Annotated in this window: 21 protein-coding genes; 11 read left to right on the top strand and 10 right to left on the bottom strand. The window is 43.4% G+C overall.

Features of this window, described 5'->3' with window-relative positions; translation table 11 throughout:
* Positions 1-59: 59 nt before the first annotated feature.
* The 3 genes from AAEZ02_RS01565 to AAEZ02_RS01555 all read left to right on the top strand — a co-directional run bounded on the left by AAEZ02_RS01565 (position 60) and on the right by AAEZ02_RS01555 (position 2,179).
* Positions 60-506, top strand: coding sequence for a hypothetical protein (locus AAEZ02_RS01565; protein WP_124012715.1), 447 nt, complete (start codon positions 60-62; stop codon positions 504-506).
* A gap of 115 nt (positions 507-621) precedes the next feature.
* A complete protein-coding gene (locus AAEZ02_RS01560) occupies positions 622-1,218 on the top strand; it encodes a CueP family metal-binding protein (RefSeq protein ID WP_101033151.1) in 597 nt (198 codons plus the stop codon).
* Positions 1,219-1,615: 397 nt separating this feature from the next.
* A complete protein-coding gene (locus tag AAEZ02_RS01555; protein ID WP_101033150.1) occupies positions 1,616-2,179 on the top strand; it encodes a NapC/NirT family cytochrome c in 564 nt (187 codons plus the stop codon).
* A 114-nt stretch (positions 2,180-2,293) separates the two neighbouring features.
* Here the strand turns inward: AAEZ02_RS01555 and AAEZ02_RS01550 are convergent, their stop codons facing one another.
* On the bottom strand, positions 2,294-2,605 hold the full coding sequence (locus tag AAEZ02_RS01550) for a DUF1145 domain-containing protein (protein ID WP_351121698.1): 312 nt from the start codon (positions 2,603-2,605) through the stop codon (positions 2,294-2,296).
* Positions 2,592-3,209, bottom strand: a complete 618-nt coding sequence (rsmD, locus tag AAEZ02_RS01545) for a 16S rRNA (guanine(966)-N(2))-methyltransferase RsmD (RefSeq protein ID WP_124012712.1) — start codon at positions 3,207-3,209, stop codon at positions 2,592-2,594. Before rsmD ends, AAEZ02_RS01550 begins: the two co-directional genes overlap by 14 nt.
* 180 nt (positions 3,210-3,389) lie before the next feature.
* Here rsmD and ftsY point away from each other — a divergent pair, with 180 nt between their 5' ends.
* From ftsY to rpoH, 4 genes are all read left to right on the top strand, one after another.
* On the top strand, positions 3,390-5,009 hold the full coding sequence (gene ftsY, locus AAEZ02_RS01540) for a signal recognition particle-docking protein FtsY (protein WP_124012711.1): 1,620 nt from the start codon (positions 3,390-3,392) through the stop codon (positions 5,007-5,009).
* 3 nt (positions 5,010-5,012) lie between these two features.
* Entirely contained in the window at positions 5,013-5,702 is a 690-nt protein-coding gene (ftsE, locus tag AAEZ02_RS01535; protein WP_124012710.1) for a cell division ATP-binding protein FtsE, read from the top strand.
* On the top strand, positions 5,699-6,664 hold the full coding sequence (gene ftsX, locus AAEZ02_RS01530) for a permease-like cell division protein FtsX (RefSeq protein WP_124012709.1): 966 nt from the start codon (positions 5,699-5,701) through the stop codon (positions 6,662-6,664). Before ftsE ends, ftsX begins: the two co-directional genes overlap by 4 nt.
* A 230-nt stretch (positions 6,665-6,894) precedes the next feature.
* The gene (rpoH, locus tag AAEZ02_RS01525; RefSeq protein WP_101033144.1) at positions 6,895-7,752 is read left to right on the top strand and encodes an RNA polymerase sigma factor RpoH; all 858 of its coding nucleotides are present in this window, start codon (positions 6,895-6,897) and stop codon (positions 7,750-7,752) included.
* 216 nt (positions 7,753-7,968) lie between these two features.
* Here the strand turns inward: rpoH and menE are convergent, their stop codons facing one another.
* From menE to menD, 4 genes are read right to left on the bottom strand one after another with little or no spacing between them, the layout of a single operon-like run.
* A complete protein-coding gene (gene menE / locus AAEZ02_RS01520; protein ID WP_124012708.1) occupies positions 7,969-9,498 on the bottom strand; it encodes an o-succinylbenzoate--CoA ligase in 1,530 nt (509 codons plus the stop codon).
* Between the two features lie 2 nt (positions 9,499-9,500).
* Positions 9,501-10,595, bottom strand: a complete 1,095-nt coding sequence (menC, locus tag AAEZ02_RS01515; RefSeq protein WP_124012707.1) for an o-succinylbenzoate synthase — start codon at positions 10,593-10,595, stop codon at positions 9,501-9,503.
* Positions 10,596-10,597: 2 nt separating this feature from the next.
* Positions 10,598-11,404, bottom strand: coding sequence for a 2-succinyl-6-hydroxy-2,4-cyclohexadiene-1-carboxylate synthase (gene menH / locus AAEZ02_RS01510; RefSeq protein ID WP_351088014.1), 807 nt, complete (start codon positions 11,402-11,404; stop codon positions 10,598-10,600).
* A complete protein-coding gene (gene menD, locus AAEZ02_RS01505; RefSeq protein ID WP_351121693.1) occupies positions 11,404-13,143 on the bottom strand; it encodes a 2-succinyl-5-enolpyruvyl-6-hydroxy-3-cyclohexene-1-carboxylic-acid synthase in 1,740 nt (579 codons plus the stop codon). Before menD ends, menH begins: the two co-directional genes overlap by 1 nt.
* Before the next feature lie 712 nt (positions 13,144-13,855).
* On the opposite strand from menD, the gene yjeH reads away from it, so the two are divergent.
* Positions 13,856-15,133: an L-methionine/branched-chain amino acid transporter gene (gene yjeH, locus AAEZ02_RS01500; RefSeq protein ID WP_351121690.1), complete on the top strand. Its 1,278-nt coding sequence runs from the start codon at positions 13,856-13,858 to the stop codon at positions 15,131-15,133.
* Positions 15,134-15,149: 16 nt separating this feature from the next.
* On the opposite strand, the gene AAEZ02_RS01495 is transcribed toward yjeH, so the two are convergent.
* Together AAEZ02_RS01495 and AAEZ02_RS01490 are read right to left on the bottom strand one after the other, a co-directional pair.
* Positions 15,150-15,599 carry a tellurite resistance TerB family protein gene (locus tag AAEZ02_RS01495; protein WP_124012703.1) on the bottom strand — a complete coding sequence of 150 codons (450 nt, stop codon included), beginning with the start codon at positions 15,597-15,599 and terminating at the stop codon, positions 15,150-15,152.
* 126 nt (positions 15,600-15,725) lie between these two features.
* Entirely contained in the window at positions 15,726-16,271 is a 546-nt protein-coding gene (locus AAEZ02_RS01490; RefSeq protein WP_124012702.1) for a DUF2780 domain-containing protein, read from the bottom strand.
* Positions 16,272-16,441: 170 nt separating this feature from the next.
* Between AAEZ02_RS01490 and AAEZ02_RS01485 the strand changes: the two genes are divergently transcribed.
* Both AAEZ02_RS01485 and AAEZ02_RS01480 read left to right on the top strand, forming a co-directional pair.
* Positions 16,442-17,164 (top strand): hypothetical protein, encoded by a 723-nt coding sequence (locus AAEZ02_RS01485; RefSeq protein ID WP_124012701.1) that lies wholly within the window; start codon positions 16,442-16,444, stop codon positions 17,162-17,164.
* Between the two features lie 32 nt (positions 17,165-17,196).
* Entirely contained in the window at positions 17,197-18,636 is a 1,440-nt protein-coding gene (locus AAEZ02_RS01480; protein WP_351088018.1) for a DUF4145 domain-containing protein, read from the top strand.
* Positions 18,637-19,403: 767 nt separating this feature from the next.
* Here the strand turns inward: AAEZ02_RS01480 and AAEZ02_RS01475 are convergent.
* Together AAEZ02_RS01475 and AAEZ02_RS01470 are read right to left on the bottom strand one after the other, a co-directional pair.
* Positions 19,404-20,426 (bottom strand): DUF4382 domain-containing protein, encoded by a 1,023-nt coding sequence (locus AAEZ02_RS01475; protein WP_351088020.1) that lies wholly within the window; start codon positions 20,424-20,426, stop codon positions 19,404-19,406.
* 680 nt (positions 20,427-21,106) lie between these two features.
* Positions 21,107-22,117, bottom strand: coding sequence for a DUF4382 domain-containing protein (locus AAEZ02_RS01470; RefSeq protein ID WP_351088022.1), 1,011 nt, complete (start codon positions 22,115-22,117; stop codon positions 21,107-21,109).
* A gap of 577 nt (positions 22,118-22,694) precedes the next feature.
* Here AAEZ02_RS01470 and AAEZ02_RS01465 point away from each other — a divergent pair.
* Positions 22,695-24,542 carry an SLC13 family permease gene (locus AAEZ02_RS01465; RefSeq protein WP_233768586.1) on the top strand — a complete coding sequence of 616 codons (1,848 nt, stop codon included), beginning with the start codon at positions 22,695-22,697 and terminating at the stop codon, positions 24,540-24,542.
* Positions 24,543-24,688 lie beyond the last annotated feature (146 nt).

Raw genomic sequence — 24,688 nt, 5'->3', positions numbered from 1 at the left:
TCTTAGTCACGAGTGAGGTCAATGATAGGCTAAAGGTCATTATCCACTCGGTTGAATTCATGAAACTAACCACAACATTGCTGGTAGTGTTTGCCCTCATCTTACAAGGATTAACGTCCTCAAGTATGGCGATGAATAGTACACTTGCTTGTCATGAAAACAGCCAAGTCTCCATGTCGACGGCAAAACAGTTATCGACTCACATGGGCCATGCTTCAACATCTGATGAAACCGGCGCCGGTACCTGCAATTGCCATGATAACGAAGCATTTATAGCAGATTCAATGCCGTTATCTCAGCAATCCACGGTTCAAGCTATTTCTCCATGTGAACCGTCAGATAAACACAATTGCGACAAATGCAGCCATTGTGATATTTGGCATAGCGCGCCCTGTGCATTGATGCCGATAGGATTTACTTTCGATAAAGTCGCGATGGAGTTTACCCCAACTCCGCTGCTTAATTTCACCTCCGTTATGTTAATTGATCAGTCCCCACCGCCTTAATCGTTTATTCCAAAAAAACACCGTATTTCACAATCAACACAGCTCTTTTTTTGGGAGGATGCTGAGTGTATTTCAACACTCAATGTCCCGAACTATGACGTATAAAGGTACTATTATGTTTAAAAAATTATTGATCAGCAGCTTCATCATGCTTGGTGCTAGCACCCTTGTTCAAGCACAAGAGCCTATGGACGCACAACATTTTGAACAATTAAATTATAAAGAAGCAGTATTAACCGCAAATTCATTATATAGAAATGATCAAGGTATTGTTGTTAAAGTGCTACCCAATAAGATCACGGCTTCATTTGCTAATGGCAGCTCTGCATCGGTTGCTATTCCACAAGATCAATTCTTCTTATCTATTGCCCCTTTCTTAAGTCAAACTCACCCGTGCACCAACCATGTTCCAACGGGATGTACTGGTGAATTGGTCGGCGAAAAAATGCATATGTCGGCTATTGATGTCGCCACCGGAGAGGAAATTCTCAATCAAATGGTCACCACTCAACCCGACGGGTTTATTGATTTTTGGGTCCCTAGGGATCGCAAGTTAGCGTTCACTTTTCATCATGGTGACAAAAATGGCGTATACCGAGAAGCTAAAGAAGTCATATCAACGGATGAAAACAGCCGCACTTGCATTACCAGTATGAAGTTATTGGCTAAAAATGATCAGCCTGCAACGGAGTCAAAACACAGTCATCATTAAGCATTAGCGCTAAAGGTTAATGGAGCTAAAGGCTGTATGTAATTGCAGCCTTTGGCGCATAAACCTAAAACCAGCATTTTTTGTCATGGTCAGCTTAGGATATAGGCTGATGTTACTGACAAGATAATTTTTACCATTACATTTGATGCACGTTTAGCTATCAAGTTACAGCCATTGCATTTGATCCACTTTCTAGCAAGTAAGTTCCTACAGGGGTCAATCGGCTCCTTTTTTGATGCAGCACAAACTAAAGTAGCGATCTAGCTCGCATTTTCGATATATTTTCGATAAGCAATCATCAAAATAGCGACTAAAATCAATTTTCTAATTTCTAAAAATCCTAAACTAGACAAATAAATATTAGAATTCCATTTTTTGCTATTACGGAGATTGAACAATGAACTGGCGTGCACTATTTAAACCAAGCGCGAAGTACTCAATTATTGCCCTTATTGTGGTGGGTGTAATTGTTGGGGTAGTCGGCTATTTTGCAACACAACAGACTTTGCATGCGACAAGTAGTGATGCTTTTTGTATGACATGTCACCGAGACCATTCGTTAAGAGATGAAGTTATGGCGTCAGCTCATGGTGGCGGTAGTGCGGGTATTACCGTGCAATGTCAAGATTGTCACTTACCTCATGGACCATTTGCTTATTTACTGAAGAAAATCGTTGTGTCTAAAGATTTGATTGGTTTAATGACCATCGATGGTTTTATGACTCAAGAATGGTTAGATGAGAACCGTAAAGAACAAGCGGATCTTGCCTTAGAATACTTCCGCAGCAATGATTCTGCTAACTGTCAGCATTGCCATACTCGTATTTATGAAGATCAACCCGATACGATGAAGAAAATGGCAGTAAGAATGCACAGTATGAACTTTAAAAAAGCACCTGAATCTAGAAAGACCTGTGTCGATTGTCATAAAGGCGTCGCGCATCCTTACCCTAAAAGCTAGTTTTAGTTTATAGGCAAAAAAACCCACTCATCGAAGTGGGTTTTTTTATCACTGTTTTTTAGGGATTACCTTTTAGGGATTGCCTTTTACGAATTGTCTGGTAGAGATGATCTGTTAAAGATTGCCTGTTGTGGCCGGCTCTGTAGGGGAGAGTAAGCCGAAAACACCCCAGCATAGGATGGCCCTATATTGGTGGCGAAACCTTAAGGGTTTACGCGCTAACACAAGCAAAAGTAGCAAGGTGTGCATTAAGGCTGTGATGCTTGCCACGGCCAGCAGTAGTGCCGTCGCGCCTGAGTCAAAAGGGATGACACAGCTATAAGCAAATAACATCCACATCGATAATGTGGCGGTTTTACCGATTAACACGATATCTGTGATCAAGCGGTTTTGTTTTATTATGGAACCTTGTTTAATCTTGGACACTTTCATTGGCCTCTGCATTAAGTGATCCAGCTTGTTGATATTGATACAAGCGGTAGCATACTTGTCCAGCAAATTTTTCTTTTAAGGGGATCCAATTAGCTGGGACATTACAGATTGTTAACTCTGATTCTGTTTCAACATAAATTAACGCATGATTATTTAACCAATGATGTGCCGCCAATAGCTCAATGGTCTTAATGGCTAATGCTTTGCGAAAAGGGGGATCGATAAAAACCACATCAAATCCTTCAGTCGTGCCTTGTGCAAGGATTTGTAAACTGTCAGCATTAATCACTTCAGCGTTATGACACTGCAGCGTAGCGAGGTTTTGCTTAAGTTGGTTGGCCGCATTTTTTTGCAGTTCAATCATTTTGGCAAAGCTGGCATAACGCGATAATGCTTCAAGGCATAATGCACCACTGCCAGCAAAACAATCGAGCACTCTGGCACCACGAATATCGGTTGCAAGCCAATTAAATAAGGTCTCCCGTACGCGATCAGTTGTTGGGCGTAAACCTTCAAGATCATGGATCGGTAACTTACGAGATCGCCATTGACCTGAAATAATCCGCACCTGACCGCTGCTGGTATTTTTTTTAGCCATCTCATCCTCGTGATTTTGCCTGAACAAAGAAAAAAGAAAGTGGTAGACTATGCCACAATCTGAACCGTCGTTATTTTATATCAAACTTGTGATTAAATGTGAGTATTGATCATTTTACTGGTGAGAGATGCAACAAACGGTTTCAACTGAATTTTTAAGCATATAAAACTGGTAGCAAACATGGCAAAGAAAGGTTTTTTTTCCTGGTTTCGTAAAGATAAGCCCGCCCCTGAAGTTGAAGAACAACACGTTGATGCGGAGCATGACGTTGCAACAGAGGCTAAAGATCAAACCCAACAAGCTGAGCCGCAAAAGCAAGCGGATGACGTTGCGCGCTTAGAAGCCGAGCGTCTTGAAAATGAACGTGCAGAACAAGCCCGTGTCGATGTCGAGCATATTGCAGCGGAAACGTTAGCCGCTGAAGTATTAGTCGCACAACAGCTGGCAGCAGAGCAACAAGCTCAAGTGGTAGAACTTGCTCGCATTGAAGCGGAACGTCTTGCGGCAGAACAATTAACAGCCGAAAAGCTGGCAGCAGAGCAACAAGTTCAAGCGGCAGAGCTTGCTCGCATTGAAGCGGAACGTCTTGCGGCAGAACAATTAGCCGCCGAAAAGCTGGCAGCAGAGCAACAAGCTCAAGCGGCAGAACTTGCTCGTATTGAAGCGGAACGTTTTGCGGCAGAACAATTAACAGCCGAAAAGCTGGCAACAGAGCAACAAGCTCAAGCGACAGAACTTGCTCGCATTGAAGCGGATCGTCTTGCGACAGAACAATTAGCAGCAGAGCAACTGCAGTTAGCCGAACAACATATCCCCACAGCGTCAATCGCATTAGAAGAGCAAGAGGAACCTCAAGCTAAGCCTAAGAAAGAAGGCATGTTTGCGCGTTTAAAACGCGGTTTAATGCGCACTAGCGAGAATGTTGGATCGGGCTTTGTTGGCTTATTTCGCGGTAAAAAAATTAATGATGACTTATTTGAAGAACTCGAAGAACAATTATTAATTGCCGATGTGGGCGTAGAAACCACCACTAAATTAATTAAAAGCCTGACCGAGCATGCCTCGCGCAAACAACTTAAAGATGCGGAAGCGCTTTATGATTTAATGCGGGAAGAAATGCAAAAAATACTCGATCCGGTTGCAGTGCCTTTGGTCCCAGAAAATCCCAACGGTCCGTTTGTTATTTTAATGATCGGAGTGAACGGTGTTGGTAAAACAACCACTATTGGTAAGCTGGCTAAACAGTATCAAAGCCAAGGTAAATCTGTCATGTTAGCTGCGGGCGATACCTTTCGCGCGGCGGCTGTTGAACAGTTACAAGTGTGGGGGCAGCGCAATAATATTCCGGTAGTGGCACAGCATACCGGCGCTGATAGTGCTTCAGTCATATTTGATGCCTTACAAGCCGCTAAAGCGCGTAAAGTCGACGTATTAATCGCCGATACCGCGGGGCGTTTACAAAACAAAAGTCACTTAATGGAAGAGTTGAAGAAGGTCGTGCGTGTCATGAAAAAACTCGACCCAGATTCCCCCCATGAAGTCATGTTAACCTTAGATGCCAGCACGGGTCAGAATGCCATTAGCCAAGCACAGTTGTTTAAAGAAGCCGTTGGCGTGACGGGTATTACCATCAGTAAATTAGATGGTACTGCTAAAGGCGGGGTCATTTTTGCGATCGCCGATAAGTTTACTATTCCGATCCGTCATATCGGTGTCGGTGAGCAAATTGATGATTTGCGTACCTTTAACGCCAATGACTTTATTGAAGCATTATTTAGCCAGGATAAAACGGACCAATAATTTATGATCCAATTTGAGAAGGTCAGTAAAATCTATGCTGGTGGTCAAAAGGCCCTCATGGATGTCAATTTTCATCTTCGACAAGGTGAAATGGCCTTTTTAACCGGCCATTCAGGTGCCGGTAAAAGTACCTTGCTCAAACTCATTACCGTAATTGAACGTGCCACGGCAGGTAAGGTGTCCATTAATGGGCATAACATTGCCAATGTGGGACCTAAACATGTGCCATATTTACGCCGTAATATTGGGGTGATCTTCCAGAACCATCATTTGCTGATGGATAAAACCGTATTTGACAATGTTGCCTTACCGTTAGTGATTGAAGGCTTCACCCATGGCGAAATTCGTAAACGGGTGGCTGGCGCACTCGACATGGTGGGTTTATATGGCAAAGAACGTCATTTGCCGATAATGCTTTCTGGTGGTGAACAGCAACGTGTGGGTATTGCCCGCGCCATTGTTAACAAACCACCATTATTATTGGCTGATGAACCGACAGGTAACTTAGACCCTAAATTATCGATGGATATTTTACGTTTATTTGAGGCCTTTAATGACTCGGGGACCAGTGTCCTCATTGCCACCCACGACTTAGGCCTTATTGCGCGAATGAAGTATCGTACTTTTACTCTGCGTCAAGGACGCATGCTCGGTGGAGAAAGCTCTGCCTCTGAAGGGGAGTACATACGATGAGTAAAAAACCGAATATTACTCAAAGTAAATTACCCTTAAGTGGCCGTATTGTGATGTTTTTTATTCGTCATGTGCAGCAAGGCACCTCGAGTATGGGTGAACTTTGGCGTAATCCAGTGTCATCAATTATGACCATGGCAGTATTGGGCGTGAGTTTAAGTTTACCGGCCGCATTACAGGTGCTGGTTAAAAATGCTGAAAACATCACCCAGTCTTGGAACAGTGCTGCTGAAATTTCGTTATTCATTAATAAAGGCCGCAGTGAGCAATCTATTCAAAGTTTATTGTCGCGTATTAAAGTCTTCCGAGAAGTTGAATCCGTGACGTATATTAGTCGTGAGCAAGCATTAGAAGAGTTTCAGCGTTTATCAGGTTTTGGTGAGGCACTTGCATACTTAGATGAGAACCCTTTACCTGCAGTGGTTACCGTAACCCCTTCGGTTAAATACTCGAGTCCGGCAGGGGCGCGTGAGCTACTGGTAAAATTAGAGCGCGAACCAGAAGTCAGCTTTGGTCGTTTAGATATTGAATGGTTAGAGCGTTTGCAAGCATTGCTTAAATTACTTGAGAAAACCGTGCTGGCGATTGCCGCCTTGCTGATCCTCGCGGTGGTATTAGTGATTGGCAACACTATTCGTCTTGCGATTATGAACCGTCGAGCTGAAATTGAAGTGATGAAGTTAGTGGGCGCGACGGAAGCCTTTATTCAACGTCCTTTTTTGTATACCGGGATTTGGTATGGCGTTATAGGTGGCATTTTGGCTTGGCTAATTATCAACCTGTTAGTGTGGTATATCGATAGTGCCTTAGCCGAATTATTGGGTTTATATGGCAGTGAATTAACCATTGAGTCGTTAACATTTTTAGAATTAATTAAACTGGTGTTACTGGCATCATTTTTAGGCTGGTTGGGTTCGTATTTATCTGTGCGTCAGCACTTACGTAGCATTGAACCGTCATAATAGCCGGCGTATAATAATGCTTAATCCCAATAATGAACGTTTGTTCACTTGCATTGTGATTACCTAGCGGTAAAAATGTTCATCCAGTAGAACCTTATTTGACATATGATGTCGTATAGTTGATAGTTCATCAGCTAAATAGGGTGAGCATTCTTGTGTTGTGAACCAAGAAGCTTCACTTATCGTATTAAGATAGCTGAAATATATTTTTGAATGTAGTAGGAGAGCGAATGACTGATCAAACGCAATCAATGGCGCTGACTGTTCCACACAGCACTAGCAGTCTAGAGGCGTACATCCAGTCTGTGACCAGCATTAACATGTTGGACGCGGATACAGAGTATGGCATCGCCAAGCGTTTACAAGAAAACGGCGATCTACACGCTGCAAAACAATTAATTATGTCGCATCTTCGTTTTGTTGTGCATGTTGCGAAAGGCTACTCTGGATACGGTTTACCACAGGCAGACCTTATTCAAGAAGGTAATATTGGCTTGATGAAAGCGGTTAAACGCTTCGATCCTGATGTTGGTGTTCGCTTGGTCTCCTTTGCGGTACATTGGATTAAAGCTGAAATTCATGAATACGTACTGAAAAACTGGCGTATCGTGAAAGTCGCGACCACAAAAGCACAGCGTAAATTATTCTTTAATATCCGGAAGTCTAAAAAGCGTTTAGGTTGGTTTAGTGACGCTGAAGTGACTATGGTCGCGGAGAATCTGGGTGTATCTAAAGCTGACGTGACTGAGATGGAGTCTCGCATGGCAGCACAAGATCCGGCTTTTGATTTAGCCAGTGACAGTGACGACGACCATCAAGATTTTGCCCCAGCATTATTCTTAGAAGATCATTCTTCAGATGTGGCATCGCAGGTTGAAAATGCCAATTGGGAAGCCGATTCTCAAACACGTTTATTATCAGCAATCAAAACCTTAGATGAACGTAGTCAGCATATATTACGTGCGCGTTGGTTAGATGATCATAAAGTGACTTTGCAAGAACTGGCATCGACTTACCAAGTCTCTGCGGAACGTATTCGGCAGTTAGAAAAGAATGCTATGAACAAACTTAAATCGTGTATAGCGTAAGATCTAGCCTATTCGATTTTGATAAATTAAAACCTGCAACGGCAGGTTTTTTTATGACTAAAAAGTGACGTTTTGTTTGCGAAGCTTTATCTGTGTCAATTAAATCTACTCCAATCTACTCTAATCTAATCCAATCTAATCTAATTTAATTTAGTCTATTCAAAAGTGACCGATGCAAGGGTTGTTCAATCGTCGCTGAGCAATCAATAACCCCATTTATTGCGCTTTTTTTGAAGCGGCTATCTGAGTTAGAATCGCGCTAATAATACTTTTTCTTGGCACTTTTAAACCACCAGAGATAACCTCTTTTGGCCACATAAAAAACTGTCTAGGCCGCTTGAAGCGTGCCAGCGTTGACTCAACTAACTGACTCAGCTGTAAATTAATGGCGTCTATATCAATCGCTTCAACTTCAATGTTTTTAGCATCAAAGGCTGCAATATGCCCTGCATCAACGCCATGACTGTTGTCTACTGCACAATAATCAATAATGGCGGCAGGTAAGTGGCCAAACGTTGCATCGTCTATCGGAAATACAATGGCTTGGGCAACATTAGGATGGCTTAATAACACCGCCTCAAGTTGTTCTGGATGAATATTTTCACCACCACAAATAAACATGTTATCTACTCGACCTAAAATACTCAGCTGACCCTCGGAATCTAATTGGCCCTTATCATGGGTACAAAACCACCCTTGCTCATCTACGGGAAGTGTTAAGCCATTTTCGGTTAAATAGCCTAAAAATAAACAGTCACCTTTAACCCAAATCACTCCCTCTTTTAGGCTAAGCTGTCTTGACGGTAAAGGGCGACCATGATGGCCGGATAAATTCGCTTTAGCTGTGGTGATTTGCGAGCTCATCTCTGTCATACCATAGCTGGTGTAAGCGTTAATGTGCAGGTGTTGTAATTCCTCAATCAGTGCAGACTCTATGACCCCGCCGCCTAACAGTAACGCGGAAATATGGCTAAATGCTTCAGGTTGTTGCTGCAGTATCTGTATTGCTTGGGTGGGCACTAATGACACATGGGTAATAGAACTGCCTCGCAGCTGTTCGGCCAGTGACTGTGAAGGATTTCGCAATACAATGCAGGCGCCCGCGAGGGTACAACGATGAATAATGGCTAACCCACCAATATGAAACAGTGGTAACGATAATAGCCAAGCATCGGTTGTTGTTAAAGGGATCGAGGTTGCGGCCCCTTTGGCGCTGCTCACATGGTTAATTAAACAATGCATTGCGGCTTTGGGTGTACCACTTGAGCCTGAGGTGAGAATAATGTTTGAAGCTTGATGCGCTGGTATCTTTGTAACACTGCTGGCTGCTTGAGGTACATTCTGAGGTAAATCAATATCGAGCCAATGGTTAATCTTAATGGTCGTTTTTTTGCTTGGGGTATCGGTCCAGAGCCATTGAAGAGCAAAGCGTTTGATAAGCTGATTAATCTGTACATCGGCAAATCGAGGCGACAGAGGTAAAAATATCCATCCCGCATCAACGCAAGCCCAATATAGGCAAATCATTTCAATATTATTATGTGATACACAAGCCACAATGTCGCCATGCTTGACGCCTTGAGATTGCAGCTGTTGCACTACATGGCGGACTAAACCACTTAAGCGAGCATAGTTTATTCGAGAATTAACATGAGAATTGGTGCTGGTGTTTACGCCATCATGCGAGGTCTCAATCGCAATGGCATCTGGGGTTGTTAATGCTGCTTGATGCAAAGGTGACATCATTATTAACCTACCTTGTTCGGATCACGTGTTGGGCCAATATGAGTGAGTTGCTGTAATACCTGATGGTTTAGTTGTGGCGATAAGCCTGAGGTTGCTAACAGTACTGGCTGAGTAAAGGCGCTTAATGTATCAAGGCCTGGCGATTCATCAGGGGTTAATGCTTGGCTTACTAAGCGTAAGTCGTTAATGCCCATATCAGCTTCTAAGCTTGAGCTTAATATACAACGCACTCCCTCGAGATGAGCTCGGCTGATCATACTTTGCAATTTTTCCAGCGAACCCAATAACATAGGTTTGATGATTAAGGCCCCCAAACCGGGTTGCTGTAAGGCTAAATCGAGATCAAATTGAGGCAAGTTGAGTGATTCATCTAACGCGTAGTTAATGCCTAGTTGGCGGTATATTTGCGGATTATCATTTGGGTTAATGCAGGGTTCTTCAATGTATTCAATTTTGTGTTTTGGTAAACACGCTAAAAAATCGATAGCCTGTTCAAGGCTAAAACCACGATTGGCATCTAAACGTAATGTGACATGTGGTGCAATGGCCAGTACTTGATAAATAAATTGGATCTCGCTTGCCATGCTAGTCTGAGCGACTTTAATTTTAACACTGTTTATGCTGGCTTGTGTCAGTAGCTTTTGGGTGATAATGGCTGTCGACATACCATCATAAAGTAACGGCACCACTGCTGATTGAATCGGTGTATTTTCGATAATAATAGGCAGGCAATGGGTTGATTTTGCATGCAATAAGCTTAATGAGAATGCCAATGATGGCAGCGATATCTGCTGGGCAATGGCATTTAATACCACTAAGGGTTGATCTATCAAAGAGGGTAATATCTGCTGCAGTTTTGATTTCACTTCATCAAGCGATTCTTGGCTAAACCCCGTTATCATCTGGCTATCAATGTCCAAGCCTGACAATGGCGCTATTTCAGCCCAAGCCGTTTGTTGATTATTAAGTTGGATATCAAGTACTAATCCTTTGCGAAAATCAATTCGTTGTATACCCACGGGTAAGCTCGGATTGAGTTCAATTTGATATTGATACAGGGTGCAACTGGTTATCGTTAAGTCGTCTGATGATGACATTGTTACTCCTTTGAACCCATTAGCGGATCTAAGCACAATAACGTCAGTAGGGTATCGATAAACAATTGAGGATGCAGGCTGTGAATATTATGTCCTGCAGCATGTAATGGGTGTAATTGTAAATTGACTGAACCTGCAAGTGCCGCCTGCCAATCTATAGCCACTTGAGCAAACTTTTTATCATCAACACCATATATAAAATGGCATGGGCAGTTGAGCCGCTCAAGTACATTTCGACAGTCTTGTTGCAAGCTCAGTGAGGTTGTCATGTAACAATTGGCTAAGCGTTGCGGATCGTTAATACGGCGTATTGAAATAAGTTGCTGCTTTTGATGTTCGCTCAAGTCGCTAAATACCGCTTGCTGGTACCAAAGTGCCAGAAAATCCGCTAGGGCTAAATGCTGGAGTTTGTTAGCCCAGAGGCGATCGCTTTTAGCTCGGGAGGCTTGTTGCTGAGCATCTTGTAACCCAGGATGGGCTGATTCGAGTGTTAAACTCAGTAGCGAATCGGCAAAATCAGCTGCAATATGCAGCGCTATCCGACCCCCAAGAGAGTAGCCCAACAAATGAAACTGTTGATAACCCATGCGGTGCATTTTACTGACAATCAGCTCTGCAGCTTGGTGTAAACCCGGTGAGGTTAAGGTGTCTTCGTTACCGCCATGCCCAGGTAAATCAATACAAATACAATGGAAATATTGGCTTAAACGGGGCATTAAAATAGACCAGTCGTCTTTACTGCCAAGGAAGCCATGTAGCATTAACAATGCAGGTAAGTGTGGTTGGCCAAAACGACTGATTATAACCATTAATGTTGTTTCACCCATTGGCTGATTTGAGCGATTTGATCGCTGGCTTGAGTAGGGCTGACATTGATTTCAATGACTGAGGCACAATTGAACTCAAAGGCTTCTTGATAAGCTTGATTAAACGATTCAATGTCATCGGCTTGCCGATAGGCCAAACCAAACATAGCCGCACCATAGCCAAACTCTAAACCATGGCTTAACCGATAAAAGTCATTGCGAAGTTCCTCATTTGGTACGGGCAATAAATTAAAGATATTACCGCCATCATTATTGATAATAACCAGCACAAATGGATGGGTCATTTGTGTTAACAGTGCCAGTGAATTTAAATCATGTAAACAGGATAAGTCGCCCATAACCAGAGTGGTCGGTGCATTTTTGTCTGCGGCAACGCCACAAGCTGTTGCAATTAACCCATCGATGCCAGAGGCGCCACGGTTGGTATAAATGGCTGGTGTGTTGGTCGCAATTGGCGCATACATATCGTAGAGCCTGATAGGTAAACTATTACCGATAAACAGTATATGTTGATCCGTTTGAGCCAATGCAATGGCGCGTACGACTTGCGCTTCACCAAAGGTTTTATTGTCGATCTGTTGTTTAAACAGTGATTCCAATGATTCATTTAGCGGTAATAATTGTAATGCCCAGTTGGCTTGTGATGATCGCGGCCAAGGTAATTGGCATACCGCTTGAACGCTTGCCTGGTAAAATTCTTTAGATTGATGGGTCGGATCTAAACGATCGCCGTATTGACCCACATGCCAGTAGCTATGCCAAGTTTGCTGGGCAATATATTGAGTTAAACGTTTGGAAACAAAACGGCCACCAAAGACGAGTATCCGCTCAGCTTGTTCAAGTTTTTTGTTGGCTTTAGGGTTTAATAACAGTTGGTCAACGTGGCCTATTACCCCAGGATGTTGACGTAACTGTGATTGTGCATCGACTAAAACCGGCCAGCCTAATTTTTGCGCTAACGCGACGATTTGCTGTGGATTATCTTCAGGGGCTAAGGTGCCAACCACTATCACGCCCTTACCATGAACAAAGCGCATTAAGGTGTCTGTTGTCGGTAAGTCTGCACTCGTTAGTCGAGCATAACGAGTTAATGGCTTAGTGTTTTCAAACCATTGGTTTAATGGCGCAAGATACGTTGATGTTATAATACTAGCCGTTTTCTTTACATGGGCTAATGTCACCAATTCTGCTGGGTATAGAGGCTCGCGGTACATGCAGTTTATATGCACAGGTTGATGCTGGTTCGCTACCGCATGATCAATTGTACTTAATAATGCATTAGCCGGATAACCAAGATCAGGCGTTGGTAAGTTAACTTGTTTGGCGTATTGAGCAAATATAGCCGGCTGAATAATGGCTTGATTGGCGCCGCAATCAATCAGCTCAGGCGGTCTGTCGCCAGACAAAATAATCAGTGGTACATGGGTTAACCATGCCTCAACAATCGCTGGATAAAGATTGGCCACTGCGGTACCTGAGGTGGTTATGATAGCGACAGGGGCATTGCTGGCCTTTGCCAGTCCAAGTGCCATAAAACCTAAGCCTCGTTCGTCAAAATGAATGTGACGCGTAAGCTTGGTTTGACTAGCAGCAGCCAATGTTAGCGGAGTTGAGCGAGAACCTGGCGCCATACAGACATGCTTAACCCCTAAGCGTGCAAGTTCTTCCAAGATCAATTGACCCCATAACAAATTCATATCGGCGCTGGTCTGTTGTTGCATATTGGCTCATATCAAAGATAAATAAACAAATATTAGTGTAACGTCAAGTTCGCTATATATCTAAGATTTAGCGCAAATTTTTATCGGAAATCTGCGAAATAAAGCTTGTGGTTATAAGCAAGCAACTGCGGTATTCATGCTTGTATTATTTTTGTTGCGATAAGGTTGCTTAGATGATTTTGATAAGGTATCAAAACAATAAAAACAACAATAATAAGAACAATAATAACAATAATAAAAATAACGACAAAATCCTTCAGAAGATGGCTTCCGCTGTATTATTTACAGAGAGTCGATAAATTGCCCCATCGCCCCAAGGGAGTGAGTGAACGGCTCGATGCTATGCGGTCGATAATGAGCATTCGAGGCTAAAAAGGATGTTAACTAAAGTGGTTCAAAATCCTGTAATAATGTCAGCTTTAGGAGGAATAACCTGCCGAATTTGATACTGTTACTGTATTGAATGGGGATGCATATAGGCTCATCAATTCATTTAAATCGTAATATTTTGGCCGGTAACCATTTGCGTTGTGGCGGTTAAAATATTAATTGATTCAGTACCATGGTCACCACTGTGTTGAATTTAAAAAGTATGCTGACACCCGTTTTTTTTGTAACGCCCTAAGCAAAACTTGATAGCCGCGAATTAATCCGCATCATGTTTACCTGTTTGCCCTTATAATGTCGCCATATATCTCACAAGATTAAAATAATGAATCAAATAACAGCAACAATCGGACGCTGGCAAGGCGCAGGCTTAATGGCCACCACATTGTTAGGCACGGGGGTCTTTATTTTACCGCAAATGACCATAGAGGTAGCCGGCTCAGGTTCGTTATTGGCATGGTTATTATTGACGGTTGCGATTATCCCGGTGGCATTAGTGTTTGGTTTGTTAGCGAGTCGTTTCCCTCACGCCGCTGGCCCGGCTTACTTCATTGAAAAAGCCTTTGGTGCCACAGCAGGCCGAACAATTGGGTTAATCTTTTTGTTAGTCATCCCCATTGGCGCGCCAGCAGCCATTTTAATGACCTTTCAATTTTTAGATGCACTGGTGTCGATATCTGGGATTGGCCAGTTAGTGGCTGAATTGCTGATTGTGGTTGTGTTATTGCTGCTCAATATTAAAGGCATTCAGGTGTCGGCTAAATTACAATTTGCCCTCACGTTGCTGATAGTTACGGTAGTAGCGATATTATTTGGTGCTAGCGGGTTAAATGTTGATCAACTACAAACCTTCGCTCATACCAGCCACCCGCAGTTTAGTGGGGTTATGCTCGCCATGGGCATTGGTTTTTGGAGCTTTTTAGGTATTGAAGCCATGACCCATCTTGCGGGCGATTTCCGCCAACCCGATAAAGACTTATTGCCTGCGATGATGATGGGGACGGTATTAGTGGGGATTATTTATTTGGCCTGTACTTTTTTATTGCTTATGGTGCCAACAGAGGGTGACGGCTTAGCGATGATATCGGCGTTTGATTACTTACTCTCAAACACCGTATTGAGCGGCTATGGTGGCTACATTATCGGATTATTAGGTATTGCTAGCGGGTTAGCGACAGTGAATGTGTATGCTGCCAGCGCTGCGCGTTTGTTGTGGAGCTTTAGTAAAGAAGGCATAGTGCCACGCTATTTTGATAAGTTAAATCCACATGGCGTGCCTTTTAGAGCCTTGTTTGCTATTTTAGGCTCGATGGCAGTGGTCATTGTTGTCACCTTTTATGGCGCTCACGAACTAGAAGATTTAATCGCTTGGAGCAATGGGGTTTTTGTGATTATTTACCTGTTGGCCATGTTGTCTGCTGCTAAGTTACTCAGCAAACGCTACTTACCTTTGGTGGTTGCGGGTTGCTTATTTTGTATCGGTTTAGGTATTGCTCTTGGAAGCAATATGATTTATGCCATTGTAATGGTTATTGTTGTTGCCCCTTTTATGTGGTGGCAAAAAGCACATCTTACACGTAAGTATTTAGTGAGTAATCACTAAGGATAATGGGCTTTATTTAGCGAGTTTCCATGGCAATATTACGCATTTGAATCAGTTCGCTGTGTTTTAAGTGTAGTAACTCTGCCGTACGACGAATAATCTGGTCTTCATATTGAGACAGTTCACCGTCGGAATAGGCTAATTGCCACATTGACAGCAGTAATTTTTGTTTATCATTAATACTAAATTGAGCATTGATTTCGGCGGTGAATTCAAATAATGATGTGGCGTCTTTACGGCTTTGTTTCGCCTCGTCTATCAGGATTATCGCTTCTTCTGAGCTAATGCCTAAAGTGTTGATGAGCATTTCTGGCAGTAAAGCTGCTTCAGCTGCGGCCAAATTTTCATCGGCATACACAACCTCTTGTAATAGGGTTGCCGCCGCGAGGTTGAGGTTTTTCTGTTTATCTTCAGGGCTACTTTCTTGAGCATGCGATTGGAGAAACTGCTTGAGTTTAGCGATCATAATCACTCCGTTATAATGACATTAGACATACCGATGCTAGCAAAAATGATAATCCCAAGCGAATAGCATGGGATTAAATAATGTTAACGTAAGTTCACTATGATTGTCAGACCGTCTTAAGGCTGATTATAAAACTGAGCCTAGGCCTTTGATTAATAAATCAACCGTGCCGTCACCGCCACTTTGCTGTAGATAGTTTTTAGCGATATTCACCATAGGTGTAATATATTCTTTTGAGATACCTAGTTTGTCAAAAGCATCATATACCATTGCGCTACCTTGTAACGCAGTGCCTAAATCACCCGTTTTTGATAATAATCCTGACATACCACTGTCTGATGCTAACGCAGGTACCGCAGCAAGTAGACCGTCTGTATTAGGGATGCTGTCGCTTAATTGACTGAAATCATTTGCACCTAAATTACTTTGGGCCAAGCTAAGTAGTGACCCTAATCCGCCTTCTGCTTGGGGTTGAGTTAACCCCAGTTGTGACATAACGCTAGCCACTAAAACACTTGATTGCTCAGTTGCTTGGGATTGGTCAATTGTTTTAGCTTGTTCTGCTGCCGGTTTTTTGGTTATTTCAGTCACGTTATCTAACCAGCCCGCCGATGCTGGAGCTGAGAATATAAAGGCGCTAAAAAGTATCGCTAATGATAATGCCAATTTCATAATGGGTATCCTTTTATGTGGCTAAATGTCAAAACTTAGATGCTATTTTAGCCTAATTTACATAAATGCGACAAATGATCGCATCTTTTAATAATTTGATTTGTGCAAAATACGTTTTTTTTGGGTATCCTAAGCGCCATATTCGTCGTTAATAGATTACTGGAACCCACATGTCATTGTTTGCAATTATGGCTGAAGCATTTAACTTTTTTCGAAACCACATCCGTCAGCTTGCCGTACTGACTTTGCCATTTTTGTTAATCCAAGTCGCGATTCAACTTTGGCTGGGTAATGAAATGATCCAAGCGGATGTTGAAAACCCGCAATTTGGTGCTATTCATGCTGCTGCAATGATGGTGCTATTGTTGGTGTTTTCATTTTTAATTGCCGCCTTAACCTTATATTTAGAGTTACGCTCTCAAGGCCACGATCTTGCGCCGGCACAAATACTAAAAGCCAGCTTTCCGTTTGTACCACCGCTATTACTGGCTGGGGTATTTTCTGGTTTAGCGATTTTAGCGCCAGTAATGATTTTTGCGGCGTTTGGGCCACTGTGGTTAATTGGCTTAATAGTGAGCTTGTACTTATTCTCTCGCCTAGCCTATGTCAATTTTATGGTGGTGGTTGAGCGTTTAACGCCATTTGAAGCGATTAAGAGCAGCTTTAAATTTAGTGGCCCTATCACCATTAAAACCATTGCGGTATTAATGCTATACGTGCCATTGTCTCTATTAGGCGGTATGTTTTCACAATTCGCGATGCAAGTTGGCTTTCCGCTACAACTGGTCGTTGAAACCACTTTTTCGTTCTTAGGTTTGTTCGTTAATATTGCTTTGTTTAGATTGTATATGATCAATCGTAAAACACCGGATGCTGACAACTCTGAAGGATAAAGATGTTATAGATACTCAAAAAGGAGAGACCATTGTTAAATGATATTGAGTTTATTGATGGTTTCTCTATTGAGTTGGGCAATGATTACCGTTTAGCCAAAAGCTATGTACGCGACATTCCAACCCAAGCGTTAGTTTATATTAGAAGCTTTACCCATAAGTTAGCCGCTCAATTAGCTCAGAAGCATGATGTAACATTTACCTCTGCCAACTTATATGATCGCATCGAACAGTTAAATCAGCTGCGCGTGATTGATGTTGCTGCCGTGCGGGCGTTACATCGCCTGCGCAGTGACGGTAATCGTGGTGCCCATCCTGAAAAATATCATTTAACCCAAATTCAGCTCATTAGCATCGCAGAAAAGTCGATTCGTCATATTTTGCAGTTAATTGTAAAGCTATACCCCTCTTTACATCGAGGCACTGCACCCCGCTACCAATTTGAAGCATTTGATTCATACGCTGGCCGCGATTTATGTTATCGCGCAGTGATGAAGAATGATCCTGAAGCACAGTATTTAGTGGCAATGTCACTCAAAGCCAAAGGGTTAATGTTACAAGAGCAGGAGCGCGCGTTGGCGCAAACCATTGACACATCCGCGACAGAAAGCGCGGCGACGTCGGCATCCGTTGAACAAACATCAGCAGAGGCATTTGCACAAGCGGCACATTGGTTTCGTGTTGCATCCACTCAACATCAAGCGGCATTATTTGAGCACGGTGTGAGCTTATTGCATGGCTATTGCAGCGATCCAAATCCAATCGAAGGTGAGCAACTTATTGCTAAAGCTGCCGGAAAAGACATTGTTGAAGCACAAGCATTACTGGGGTTTTTCTACCTTATCGGCAGTAATCAATTTACCGTCGACCTAACTCAAGCCGAGCGTTTATTGACCCTTGCTGCCAATGCGGAAAATGCCGAGGCTATGTCTAATCTTGGGGTGTTGTTTTATCAAGCTCAGCAGTTTGAACAAGCATTTGTATGGATTAATAAAGCAGCCCAAGCAGGCTATCCGAATGCACAATATCATTTAGCCCTGATGCTGAGCGAAGGTTTGGGCTGCCAAATAGACTTGGCTGCGAGTCAGCAATGGATGAGCGAAGCTGCCGAGCAAGGTCAAGTCGATGCAATGTTATATTGCGGCAGTGATATTTTGCATGACGACAATGCCAGCCAACAACAGCGCACTAAAGCCGAGCATTACTTACATCAAGCTATAAAGTACGGTCACAATGTTAGCGCAATGATAGAGCTAAGCGTGGCGTTAGCCGACGGTATTCTAGGCCGTATCGATGTGGTGCAAGCAGCGTATTTACTCACATTAGCTAAGGTACACGCCAATGACGATCACTTACAAGTAATCGAACCATTGTGGCAATCATTAGCAATGCAAATCGACAGTGTGATCGCACTTAACCCAAGTGAAGATGAAATGATCGCGCTGAAACAAGCCAAACACTTACTCGAATAAGTCATGTTTTGTTTCCAAATAAGAGCGTGTGACCTTACGGTCGTGGCATTTCGCCGACACCCGACTTAAAGGGATAAAGTGACATTTATTCAATAGATCGTTATTGCAATAGAGTCCTTACTAAACCCGGATCGCACCAACGAATTTGCACGATTTAAATAACTGCATACCATAGCTTTAGTCGATATCACCGCCTCAACGAACCTCAGATCTAGATAATAAAACGTTATTAAACAGGCGCTTATTTAGATGGCGATGTTGATTGGCAATAAGCTAGCTATTGATGCGTCAATGGGCATTATTAGCAAGACTAATCGCAAAAAAAGAGCAAAAAAGTAACAAGTTTGATATGAAATAGACCAAACATTCTGATCTTGGCTAACTTATCCCATCCCTTAACCTCTGCTGAGGTTACGTTAGGATTAAATCGTTAGCTCAATGTTGTCCAGTAATCGGGTTGGATTTATTAATATGTTTATGCCCATATTGGGTTGGATCGTTAAGGAATAAGGTAGGTTTATTTAGGGGTTATCACTACAACCGCGAATGTTATAGCCATTGATGGCCTATTTTTGTAAAGTATCTTTTCTACTTAATGGCTGCAGATCTTACTGGGTGTTAATGGTTTTTTACGGTTAAATGAATGAGCCGAGTCATAAAAAAAAGCATCCATTACGGATGCTTTTTTATAAGTCAGCTTTATTTGGTGTTAAGCGAGTTGCTCAAGACTATGGTTTAAGTCTATGGCTTAAGACTATGGCTCAAGACTATGGATTAAGCGTGTTAGCAAAATCACCATTAGCCACAGTGCCATTGGTCACTGTCACTGTTTGTTTATCCGCATGGATAAAGAAAGGTAGCTCTAAATCATCAGGGTTGTTATTGAGATCAGGATCGTCATTTTGGGCTACACAGGTGTAACCCACACTGTAGTTGCCTGCAACGACGAAACCAAATTCATAGCCTTGGCCAATGACTTCACCGTTCTGATCGATAATATCGTTGACTCTAGCAGAAGCAATTGGCGCAATTTGTGGTGCCACAACGGCATCACTTCTGAAATCGCTCATATTGTCGAGTGCTGTTGCATCTGAGTAAAGATAGACAGCATGACTAAAGAGGCTGCCACCTGCTGCTGTTCCACATAGTGTCTCGAGCTCTGAGGGAATATTGCCTTTAATGGCTCCGACTTCAGCATTGTTATGTAACTGAACTGATGTTGGTTTTAAGGTCCAGTAGTCTTTATTGCCGTGGGGGTCTTGTAAGCCACTGTTTAGGTCAAATTCGGCGACAAAGCTGTTTGTACCGGCTGCGATAGTAAATGTTTTATTGAAAAATAAACGGCCAGTATCAGCATCGTCTGCGCCAACACCGCCACAAGAGCCATTGCTGTTGGTTGTCAGTCCATAGAGATTATCATCTATGGTTTTAACAAAAGAGCTCTCGGCATTTGGCGTTTCACTTCTTTGCATGTAAATACACATTTGGTATTCGCCAACGGGGATACTTTGACCGCTCACTAAAGTTTCAACAGCTGTACCTTGATATTCGAGTAAATTGACTTGTTTTAAATCGCCGTCGTCAGACACGTCAAATGAAATGCTGCCCGTATCATTTTTCAATACGACTTGCTTAAAAGCGATAGTCACGTTTTTTGCGTCACTCGGGTTATCTGACACGCCTAAGCTAAACTCTCCCATTTGCGGCGAGGAAGTGTCGTCGTCACCACCACCACAGGCGACAAGCAAGCCCGATAGGGAGAGCGCAATCAGTGTTTTTACTGTTTTCATGGTGGACCTTCTTATTCATTGGAGGGATGGCGTTGTCGTGAAAAAACAATCTCTTGTCTTAAACGTTAGCTAACTTTATCGAGTATTGTTCAGTTTACAAGCGTCAATATTTTGGAACGCGTCAATTGCTTAGCGTTATATGCCAGACGGTATGTTGATACTTTTTTATTGTTATTAAAGTCATTAAGATAGAATGTTTTTATCCCAAAATTTACCAAGGACCGCAAAGATTAATTATTCAATACAATGAGATTTGGGTTCAGAAAATTGTTTGGCGGTGTCGTTGCTGAGCGAAACTAAGACTATGTTTTAAAATGATCTGTACCCTTAATAATAGACATTTAGATAAGCATTAGATCCTAAATCGTGGTGTTGTAATGACAAGTAATACATTACTTGTTGTTATTTGAACGTAGATAATGGAGTAAAAACCCTAGCTCATTCCTGTCCATCTACCCGTCAGTGGATATTTGCTGACTCAAAACGGCCATTGTGTGTTAGAGAGAAAAACCGATTGCCACTTTTATGTGAAGAGCTGCGGCTCTACCTCAACGCAACGATAACAATGATTAACGAGGTATCTGCTCATACTTCAACTCAATCATCATTACCGTTAACTTAGTTCACCATGCTTTTAGGCGTGAAGGCTCCCAAATTGAATGTGAGCCTGACTATTATCGCTAGCCGCCCATACCCATACCCATGCCGCCGTGATGACCACCATTGCCATTACCGCACTCATGTACCGTCTGCTGGCCACCCTGTGTACCTGCTTCTATGGTAATTGAACCTGAATCTTTAAACATAACAAATGGACCACTAGTGATCTCATCGGTGATTGGATCATCTACATGGCCTAAACAGCTATAGCCGACCCGATAGTTTCCGGCTGGCAAGTAGCCCATGGCAAAGTGCCAGTTGCCGTCGGTATCCTGCATCATAGGACTGACTGCCGTAGGGGGGATGAAACCCGCTGGTGGATTGGTTCCCATATCTGCCATTTGGTTAATATCGGTGACCTCTTCGGGGTACAGGTAGGCCATATGGCTAAATTGCCCTCCCGCCGAAGCCAGATCGGAGTGAGTTGTTTCGCAATCGGCAATCCACTGGGGGTCGACCTCACCTAGCAAGTGACCCATATGACTATTATCGACAGACCACATGGCTTCATGATTTAAAAGGTATTGCCCCTGCTCGTTAGACAAGCCACGATACAAATCAATTTCCATGGTGATGGCAAGATGCTGGTCAGCGACGACCTCAAAATCCGAAACGGGCAGCTGTCCATTGGTAATATGCAAACCGTGGCGACCCTGGCCATCTTCAACATAGCAGCCGTCATTGCCATCGCCTTGCTGGGTGGTGACATAGGCATCATGATACTGCCCTGGGGGCAAGTCGATGCTATCGACCATAAGATGACTGTCCATCCCCTGGAAATCGAGTAGGTTAAATGCCATATCCTGTAAGTCATGCCTATGGATGTCGCCCGCGGCATCTGTCATGACCAGTTCCCCCATGACCATGCCCACATGGGTAACGCCAGCCATAGGCGAGTCGGAAATGGCTAGAGAGAACTGCCCCTGAGGCAATACCTGTTCCGGCGCCGTGACAGTACTATCACTATCACTCCCACAAGCCCCAAGCCAAAAAATTGAGGATAAGACCAACATTGTTTTACAAATCGTCATAAAGCCGCCCTGAATATATGAAATTTATCTAATGCTAATCCTTTGGAGGTAGTAATGCTAATTGGTGAGATATAAATGTGATCCTGAGCCAGATGCAAGATGTAAAAATCGCTGTTTAAGATTAAGATATTGAAAATAATGGTTATTAATTGTTGTTCTATGGTTTTTTATGGCGCTATAAAAATCATATGACTAGTAACAATATCCAGCATAAGTCTTGCAAATCAAACAAAAAATACCTCTTACTGGATGATGACATTACTGCGACATGGCTACAGCTTGTGTTTCGTCAGGAAAACAATTCAATTTTGACATGGCGTTAAATGACAATGTTAGGCCGCTGAATCTTCAATTTCATGCTTGCCTGTGGGTTATACAATAAGACATAACCCATAACTTGCTGATTTGTTTCTCTTCAATTAGCTTTATTAGAAAAAAAGCCTAATATTTAGGTGATATAGGGTCAACAAACAAACGCCAACCTGCACTGAAGAGCGTCGTAGAAAAGATCTTCAGAGCAAGCCTCTGCTTTACCATGCATATGCAAATAAAAAAGGTTAACTGACAGGTGCCAGCAATGAATATCATGACTTTGCCACCGCTTCCTGATGTGCATGCACTTGCAGTGCTATTGCTTGTCTTGCTTGCTCTGTTTCTGTTTACCAGAGAATCTATTGCCATTGAGACGTCGAGTCTGTTTATTCTGGCAGTGCTGAGCATAGGTTTTACTGTTTTTCCTTACATCAACGCCCAGGGGCAACATCTTGAGGCGCTGCAATTTTTCAGTGGTTTTGGCCATGAAGCGCTGGTGGCTGTGTGTGCATTGATGATTGCCGGAAACGGCTTGGTGCGCACGGGAGCCCTGGTGCCTCTTGGCCGAATTCTAGCGCGTTTATGGCGAGTAAGCCCTGTATTGAGTATGTTGCTGACCCTGCTGATTGGCGCTTTTCTCAGTGCATTTGTCAATAATGTGCCGATAGTCGTGCTGCTGCTTCCTATTCTGATCAGTGTCTCGCTGCGAACCGGAGCGCCTGCTTCGGGGGTGTTAATGCCAATGGGGTTTGCGACGCTGGTGGGCGGCATGAGTACCAGTATAGGTACCTCGACGAATTTGTTAGTGGTCTCGGTGGCTGCTGATATGGGCCTGAGAAGACTGCAGATGTTTGATTTTTTTGTACCAGCAGCAATCGTTGCCGGCATTGCCATTGTTTATCTATGGTTGATTGCACCACGCCTACTGCCTGCACGTAAGGCCATACTCAGCGATACCTCTCCAAGAATATTTTCCGCCCAACTGGTGATATTGGAAGACGGTTTTTCCGTCGGCAAGACATTGACAGAGCTGACCGAAAAGACCTCAGGGTTGCTGGAAGTATCACGCATCATGCGGGGTAGCGGAACCTATATTGTCCCCTTGCCGGATGCGCAAATTCAGGCAGGGGACAGGTTGATGGTCAATGAAACGCCGGACAATCTTAAGGAGCTGGAAAGTGCTCTGGAGGCCATGCTCTATGTCGGCGATAACCCGGTGGATGAAGAGCATCCATTATCCGGTGAGGGACAGCAGATCGCCGAAATAGTTGTCATGCAAGGTTCTCCTCTGCTTGGCATGACCTTAAGGCAAGTTAACTTTTATAATCGCTATCAGTTAATGGTCCTGGCAATACATCGGGGGGAAAGCTCAGTCGAGACGCTGCGCGAAAAAATAGCCCAGGCTCGCCTGCGCATCGGTGATGTTCTGCTGGTGCAGGGTAATCAAGATACCATAGGTGAAATCAAACGAGCGGGTGAGCTATTGGTTCTCGATGCGACCGCAGACCTGCCGCACACCGATAAAGCGCTAACGGCTCTGCTGATCATGGCTGGGATTATTCTTGTGTCGGCATTTGGGGGCGTTCCCATTGCGATCAGCGCAGTCGGTGGTGTATTACTGATGCTGATCACCCGCTGCTTAACCTGGCAGCATGCTTCCATGGCGCTGAGCACCCAGGTTATTCTGATTGTCGCGGCGAGTTTGGCGATGGGGGCTGCATTATTGAAAACCGGCGGTGCAGAGTATTTGGCCCAAGTCTTTGTGGCCTTAACGGCGGGGGCTTCTTCGGCGGTTATTGTGTCTGGACTGATGTTGTTAATGGCAATTATGACCAATATTGTTTCCAATAATGCTGCGGCAGTCATTGGTACTCCCATTGCTATCAGCATCGCGCAGCAACTGCAGGTTGATCCCGAACCCTTTGTTATTGCTGTGCTGTTTGGCGCCAATATGAGTTACGCCACCCCCATGGCGTATAAGACTAACCTGCTGGTAATGCATGCGGGTGGTTATAAGTTTATCGATTTTGTCCGTGTGGGCGTTCCCCTAACGATCATTGTCTGGCTGAGTTTATCGCTATTACTGCCGGTCATATATTCGCTCAGTTGGTAACATTTGCCGTGGCATAATGAATGATCAACATCATTTGCCTGTTTATTCTTTATTGCCTACGGCCACTAACGGCTGTTCCCTCTCTAATCTTCATAAAAGAATTGGCCAGCCGCCCTGCAACATTTTCCCGATTGACTTAAACAACA

Origin of the sequence: Shewanella sp. T24-MNA-CIBAN-0130 (genome assembly GCF_040310185.1) — a bacterium.
Classification (GTDB): domain Bacteria; phylum Pseudomonadota; class Gammaproteobacteria; order Enterobacterales; family Shewanellaceae; genus Shewanella; species Shewanella psychromarinicola.
This window is presented reverse-complemented; position numbering and strand designations above follow the sequence as displayed.